Here is a 6,314-nt window from a genome sequence, read left to right as displayed (position 1 = left end):
ACTTACGGCGTCGAGACTTTACCATCAACGCGATCGCGCATCATCTCCAGACTGAACAGCTTATCGATCCCCTTAATGGGAAAGAGGATTTAGAGGCAGGGGTGATCAAAATGGTCTCTGCGGCCAACTTGCGAGACGATCCTTTACGCTTACTGCGTGCTTATCGACAAGCGGCTCAACTGAACTTTACCATTGACGAAACCACCCGTGAAACCATCCGCGAGATTGCACCTTGTTTGCAGGAGGTGGCAGCCGAACGCATTCAAACGGAACTCTCTTATCTCCTCGCTGCATCCCATGGCAGTTTCTATTTACAGCAAGCTTGGGAAGATGGTCTGCTTTCGACTTGGTTTCCCAGTCTCACCCAAAAAGAAGTAGAACAAGTACAAAAGATAGATATTGCGAAGGAAGACTTAAGTCAACACTATCCCACTTTGCCTTCCATTTGGGAAAACAATGTCGGTGGAGAATCCGATTCCTTACAAGCCCTTGCCAAATTAGCCTGTTTAGTATCTTCATCTCCAGAAGTGGCAGAACGTCAACTCACCGAGTTAAAGTACTCTCGGGCCGAAATTCGCACAGTTACAACGGCTTTAAACCTTCTGCCTCGTTTATTAGGAAATAAGATTGCAGAGATGACTGTGCGCGATCAATACTTTTTCTTCCGAGATGCAGGGAAAGTATTTCCAGTCATTTTGTTAGTAGCGGTTGCCAAGGGATTAAGCCTTGAATCCGTTGATCCCCTAATTGAGCGTTATTTGAACCCAAATGATCCAGTTGCGTATCCTCAACCATTAGTGAGTGGACAAGACTTGCTGCGATCGCTGCCTCTCTCTCCTTCACCAAAAATTGGTGAACTCCTCACGGAACTCCAAATTGCTGCCATTGAAGGGAGAATCAGAACGAAAGACGAAGCCTTAACCTTAGCTCGATCTTGGGTATCGTAGAGGCGAACCCCTGTTCACCCCTACCCTTCTAATTCTTCACGGATTTGTTTCGTTGGGGTTAAATCATTGATAATTAATAATACGAGCAAATCCCACCGGATCTAAACTTGCGCCACCGACTAAAGCGCCATCAATTTCTGGCTGTGCCATAATTTCATCAATATTCGCCGGTTTGACCGAACCGCCATATTGAATGGGAACATCCCCACTACTTAACTCGGAACGAATCATGCCAATCACTCGATTTGCCTCTTCTGCTTCACAGGTATCTCCGGTTCCAATTGCCCAAATCGGTTCGTAAGCAATGACGAGTTTCGAGAGATCAACCCCGACTAAATCCGCTTTCAGTTGTTCTTTAATGACTGTTTCTGTTTGACCAGCATCCCGTTGTTCTTTACTTTCACCAACACATAAAATAGGCGTTAACCCTGCTTGTTGCGCAGCACGGGCGCGGAAATTAACCGTCTCATCCGTTTCGCCAAAATATTGACGCCGTTCGCTATGTCCCACTACAGCATAGGTAACGCCCACTTCGGTTAACATACTCGGTGCAATTTCTCCGGTGAATGCCCCTGATTCTTCCCAGTGAACATTTTGCGACCCAATCCGAACGCGAGTGCCATGTAAATTTTTCGACATTACCCCTAAAGCGGTATAAGGGGCACATAAAATCACTTCTCTATCTTCGGCGGTATTCTCCAGTTGCGGGAGAAAACTTTGCAGAAACTCTAAGGATTCTGCTTGGGTTTTGTGCATTTTCCAGTTGCCAGCAATAACAATTCTTCGCAATGTCTTTACCCTTTTTTAATCATCTTGCACAACTTAGTTTATCTCCCAACGGCAAATGCTTCCAAATTATCTTAATGCGGCGAGAAGACCCCCGACAACTTTCGTTGTTTGAGTGGATGGAGGAACAGGTAACTGGTTCTCCCGAACCCCCCATTATAGCGCGAAGCGTTTAACGGGGGAGGAGGTCAATGGTGTACTTCTGTTTCTTGCTCTAAGAGGGTAATCGGTTCTCCTTGCTGGGGTTCAATGATTTCGGTGTTGAGATCGTTTTGTTGGAGGTGAGAACGGACTTCTTCGGCGCTTCCATTTGCTTTCAGTAACGAAAGTAAGACTCCTTCAAAGTCAATTTTTCCACCAGCAGCCGTGCCAATAATCGCTTGCGGTTTTAACCATTGCGCCAGTTGGACCGCACTTTCTTTTCCGTTGATAATGGCACCGGCGAGGGGAAGTTCTAAATTCACAATCGGATTAATCACAACATCCACCGGAGAATATTCCTTCAGCTCTTCTGGGGGGAAACCGTGCGGTTCGTAGTAGAGTCGCTGCTGTGGGGTTAATGCCGTCAGCAGATAAGCATTTTCTTGATCTAACCCAATGGGCGCACCGGGAAGGGCGCGAATTTCAATTTTCTCCTGTAACGTGTAAGTTTCACCATGAGGCAAAGCGGTGACAGTTTCAAATTCCAAATCCTCCGCTACTTCTGCTGCATTGGGAGAACCGACAACGGGAATTGTTTTATCCAACATTTTTAGCGTCGGTTTGTGGGCATGATCTTCTAAACCTTGGGAGAGTAAGATGAGATCAATGCGTTCAGGCAATTGAGGCGGCTTTTCCTGACGAATCCCGCGAAAGAGCCAAGTTAAGTTGGCAAAAACGAGATCGTCAACTAGCCAGGGATCGACTAAAATATTAAGGTTTTCCCATTGCCAAAGCCAACTGTTGGAACCGAGATAAGTTAATTGCATAGTTGTCAAATAATTTTTAATTTTTGTTACTTCTTATTTTCTAACTAACCATAGTTGTTTGAAGTGATCATCACCCCTGGAATAGAATTTATTCTGTCGGCAGTAATCAGTTGCGAAGAAGGGGAAGACAAACAGAAATCGAAAAGGAGTGATAACAAACTAATGACAAATGACCAATGACCAATGACCAACTCTCCAACTTCTGCTGATATTCAAGGTATTTTTGATCGCATTGCCCCGGTTTATGACCAACTCAACGACAACTTGAGCTTCGGGCAACATCGGATTTGGAAGCGGATGGCAGTAAAATGGGCAAATCCGCAAGCGGGAGACACAGCACTCGACTTGTGTTGTGGCAGTGGCGATTTAGCGTTCTTGCTGGCTAAATATGTCGGTAAAACCGGTACAGTAATTGGGGCTGATTTTTCCTCGGAACAATTGGGAATCGCTCGTCAACGTCAACAAGGCATATCCGTTCCCATGCAGTGGATGGAAGCAGATGCACTGAATCTTCCCTTCTCCGATCATTACTTTGATTGTGCCACCATCGGTTACGGCTTACGAAATGTAACGAATATTTCCCGTTGTCTAGAAGAGTTATATCGCGTCTTAAAACCGGGTGCCACTGCTGCTATTTTAGACTTTCATCGTCCCTATAATGCCCTCCTATGGCAGTTTCAGGAGTGGTATTTGCAAACGTGGGTGGTTCCGACAGCAGAACGATTAGGACTGAAAGACGATTATGCTTATATTAGTCCCAGTTTAGATCGGTTTCCACAAGGGAAAGAACAAGAAAGTCTAGCACGAGCGATCGGCTTTACAAAAGTTAAACATTACGCGATCGCGCTGGAACTTATGGGGGTTTTAGTGCTTAGAAAATCTAAATAAAGGTTTTAGCGATTGCAAATACTGCTTAAAATGGAGCCATTGTTTTCCTCAGCAAGAAGTGTAAACTGTTTCAACCACAGGAAGCAAATTCCCATGAAACGGCGAACCGCAATCAAAACCTTATTCGCGACATTAATGCTGACACAAGTATCGACTCTTAGCGCTCGTGCTCAAAAAAACACGAAACAAGCCCCTCTATTTAAAGGCTTAGGCAATCATCACCATGGTGTTACGACGAATTCGGAGTTGGCGCAACGCTATTTTGATCAGGGGTTGATCTGGGCGTTTGCATTTAATCATGCCGAAGCGCACCGCTCGTTTTTACAAGCTGCCCAGCTTGATCCCAACTGCGCAATGGCTTGGTGGGGAGCTGCTTGGGTACTCGGTCCTAACATTAATGGAGCGATGGATCCGGAAAATATTCCTGAGGCTTGGGAATTACTGCAAAAGGCAAAGGCAAAAGTAGAGGGAGTAAGCGACCGAGAAAAAGCTTATATTAATGCGCTAGCTGCCCGTTATCGTCCAGAAGCAGTGGTGGATCGTTCATCACTGGATCGCGCTTTTGCTGAGGCAATGAAAGACGTTGCTACCCGCTATCCCAATGACCTCGATGCACAAGTCCTGTATGCGGAAGCTTTAATGGATACAACCCCGTGGGATTACTGGCTCGCCGGAGGCAAACCGAAAGCAGTAACCCAAACTATCCTCAATTTACTGCAGGGGATCTTGCAACGCGCCCCCAACCATCCCATGGCCAATCATCTGCTGATTCATGCCGTAGAAGCTGCCCATCCCTTACAGGGGCTAGAAGAAGCCAAGCGCCTCGAAAATTTGGTGCCAGGAGCAGGTCATCTAGTTCATATGCCCTCCCATATTTATATTCGGTTGGGTCTTTACCATGAAGCAACCTTAGCTAATCAGCGCGCGATCGCAGCCGATCAAAATTATCTCCAGCAGGTAGATGTCCAAGGTGTATACCGCTTAGCTTATAGGCCCCACAATTATCATTTTGGCTGGTTTACAGCCACTTTGGAAGGGCGTAGTCAGTTGGCTATGCAATTGGCTCAAGAAATGGCAGCAATGGTTGATAGAGATGAAATGCGCAAGCTTTCCTTAACGACTCTACAACACTACTGGATTACACCTCTCTATACCCTAGTACGGTTTGGCCACTGGAATGAGATTCTCAGTTGGGAAGAGCCAGCAGAGGATTTAATTTACCCTCGATCTGTGTGGCACTATGCCAGAGGAATCGCCCATACTCGTAAGGGTAACCTGGATGCTGCTCACAAAGAGCGCAACCAATTAGATTATCTGAGAGAGGATCCGAGTTTGAAGTGGGTAACGGTCTGGGACATTAACAAAAGTCAGCATATTCTTGAGATTGCCTCCCATTCCCTGGCTGGCGAAATTGCTGCTGCTGCCCGCGACTTTCCCAGTGCTATCCAATCACTTGAACAAGCAGTGAAACAGGAAGATGCCCTGAAATACGACGAACCACCGACTTGGCACTTCCCAACCCGTCAGGCTTTAGGGGCAGTGCTTTTAGAAGCAGGAGAATTACAGCGTGCAGAAACGATCTATCAAGAGGATTTGGTCAACTTTCCAAACAACGGATGGTCGCTATTTGGTCTTTTAGCAGTGTTCCAGCGCCAGGGTAAGACTGAAGAAGCCAATGAGATACAGCGTCGTTTTCGCGAAGCATGGCAGTATGCTGATATTGTTCTCACAGCATCACGCTTCTAACTCTCTATGAAAAGAGAAAGAGCAATACCTTAAAAAAAGTAAACGTTTGGGAAAATTAGTTGATAGCACGATCTCATCTTCAATTCAATGACACTTGGGGTCAGCCGCGGTTAATCGAGCTTAGTTCGCTGCCACTTATGGGGGTTTTAGTGATCACTAAGCCTGCTTAAAATGGAAAGAGTGTACTGCTAATTAACGCGTCTTAACTTTGAATTTTTCTGAACTTGGGTTACTTGTTGTTCCACCGGTGGCGGGTGCAGTGATTGGGTATTTTACCAATGACATCGCCATCAAAATGCTGTTTCGCCCTTACCAACCCATTTATATTGGAAACCGGCGTCTTCCCTTCACTCCCGGTTTAATTCCCCGTAACCAAGCGAATCTCGCTAAACGGGTTGCGAATACAATCATGGGGTCTCTTTTAACCCCTGATGAATTACAAAAAATTGCGCGTCGTCTGTTGCATCCAGAACGGGTAAAAGAAGCAATTTCCTGGCTTTTAAGATCTTCTTTACAACAAGTTGGACAAGATAAACAGGAAAAAAGTGCTCAAGTTTTAGGGAAAGTTCTACGCGATTTATTTAGCGAATCTTTACCGCGTCTTGTCAAAGTTTTAGCGCGACGAGAAGATTTTTTAGAAGCACAAATTAACCAAATTTTTGATCAGGTTCTCATTGATTTTCGCTTTACCGATACCCAAGCCAAACAGCTCTCGGATTGGTTGATCGATGTGGTTCTTCCTCCCAATCGCCTCCGACAAATTATTATTGATCTGCTCACGGATCGCAATATCCAAGTCATTGATGAAACCTTTCGGGAAAAATCCAGTGGGACGTATTGGGTCGTTGCCAATTTGTTTGGACTTCGCAATACCTTACATCGCTTGCGTGCCTTTTGCTTAGATGAAAAAGAAACGGCAAATATGAGAATTCGAGAACTCGTGTTAACTCTTGAATTTCGTTCTCGGCTTCGGGAGTGG

7 protein-coding genes are annotated in these 6,314 nt (G+C 45.6%); 5 read left to right on the top strand and 2 right to left on the bottom strand.

Annotated elements, in window-relative coordinates; translation table 11 throughout:
• Nucleotides 1-947: CCA tRNA nucleotidyltransferase (locus tag GVY04_22805; GenBank protein ID NBD18858.1), on the top strand; the 947-nt coding region annotated here is incomplete at its 5' end.
• A gap of 63 nt (nt 948-1,010) precedes the next feature.
• Here GVY04_22805 and GVY04_22800 read toward each other — a convergent pair.
• The gene (locus tag GVY04_22800; GenBank protein ID NBD18857.1) at nt 1,011-1,736 is read right to left on the bottom strand and encodes a triose-phosphate isomerase; all 726 of its coding nucleotides are present in this window, start codon (nt 1,734-1,736) and stop codon (nt 1,011-1,013) included.
• On the opposite strand from GVY04_22800, the gene GVY04_22795 reads away from it, so the two are divergent.
• Nucleotides 1,736-1,909, top strand: a complete 174-nt coding sequence (locus GVY04_22795) for a hypothetical protein (protein ID NBD18856.1) — start codon at nt 1,736-1,738, stop codon at nt 1,907-1,909. The two genes, GVY04_22800 and GVY04_22795, sit on opposite strands and share 1 nt — an antisense overlap.
• 12 nt (nt 1,910-1,921) lie before the next feature.
• Here the strand turns inward: GVY04_22795 and GVY04_22790 are convergent, their stop codons facing one another.
• Nucleotides 1,922-2,701 carry an MBL fold metallo-hydrolase gene (locus tag GVY04_22790; GenBank protein ID NBD18855.1) on the bottom strand — a complete coding sequence of 260 codons (780 nt, stop codon included), beginning with the start codon at nt 2,699-2,701 and terminating at the stop codon, nt 1,922-1,924.
• Between the two features lie 183 nt (nt 2,702-2,884).
• Here GVY04_22790 and ubiE point away from each other — a divergent pair, with 183 nt between their 5' ends.
• From ubiE to GVY04_22775, 3 genes are all read left to right on the top strand, one after another.
• Nucleotides 2,885-3,589, top strand: a complete 705-nt coding sequence (gene ubiE / locus GVY04_22785; protein ID NBD18854.1) for a bifunctional demethylmenaquinone methyltransferase/2-methoxy-6-polyprenyl-1,4-benzoquinol methylase UbiE — start codon at nt 2,885-2,887, stop codon at nt 3,587-3,589.
• Nucleotides 3,590-3,682: 93 nt separating this feature from the next.
• Complete coding sequence (locus GVY04_22780; protein ID NBD18853.1) at nt 3,683-5,335, top strand: hypothetical protein; 1,653 nt, start codon at nt 3,683-3,685, stop codon at nt 5,333-5,335.
• A gap of 208 nt (nt 5,336-5,543) precedes the next feature.
• The coding region (locus GVY04_22775) for a DUF445 family protein (GenBank protein ID NBD18852.1) at nt 5,544-6,314 on the top strand (771 nt) is incomplete at its 3' end.

The organism is Cyanobacteria bacterium GSL.Bin1 (assembly GCA_009909085.1).
Taxonomy (GTDB): domain Bacteria; phylum Cyanobacteriota; class Cyanobacteriia; order Cyanobacteriales; family Rubidibacteraceae; genus Halothece.
This window is presented reverse-complemented; position numbering and strand designations above follow the sequence as displayed.

What these genes read in the sequence shown, in the direction of transcription:
- GVY04_22795 (NBD18856.1), top strand. Translation starts at nt 1,736, where the DNA reads ATGTCTTTACCCTTTTTTAATCATCTTGCACAACTTAGTTTATCTCCC.
- GVY04_22790 (NBD18855.1), bottom strand. Translation starts at nt 2,701, where the DNA reads ATGCAATTAACTTATCTCGGTTCCAACAGTTGGCTTTGGCAATGGGAA.
- ubiE (NBD18854.1), top strand. Translation starts at nt 2,885, where the DNA reads ATGACCAACTCTCCAACTTCTGCTGATATTCAAGGTATTTTTGATCGC.
- GVY04_22780 (NBD18853.1), top strand. Translation starts at nt 3,683, where the DNA reads ATGAAACGGCGAACCGCAATCAAAACCTTATTCGCGACATTAATGCTG.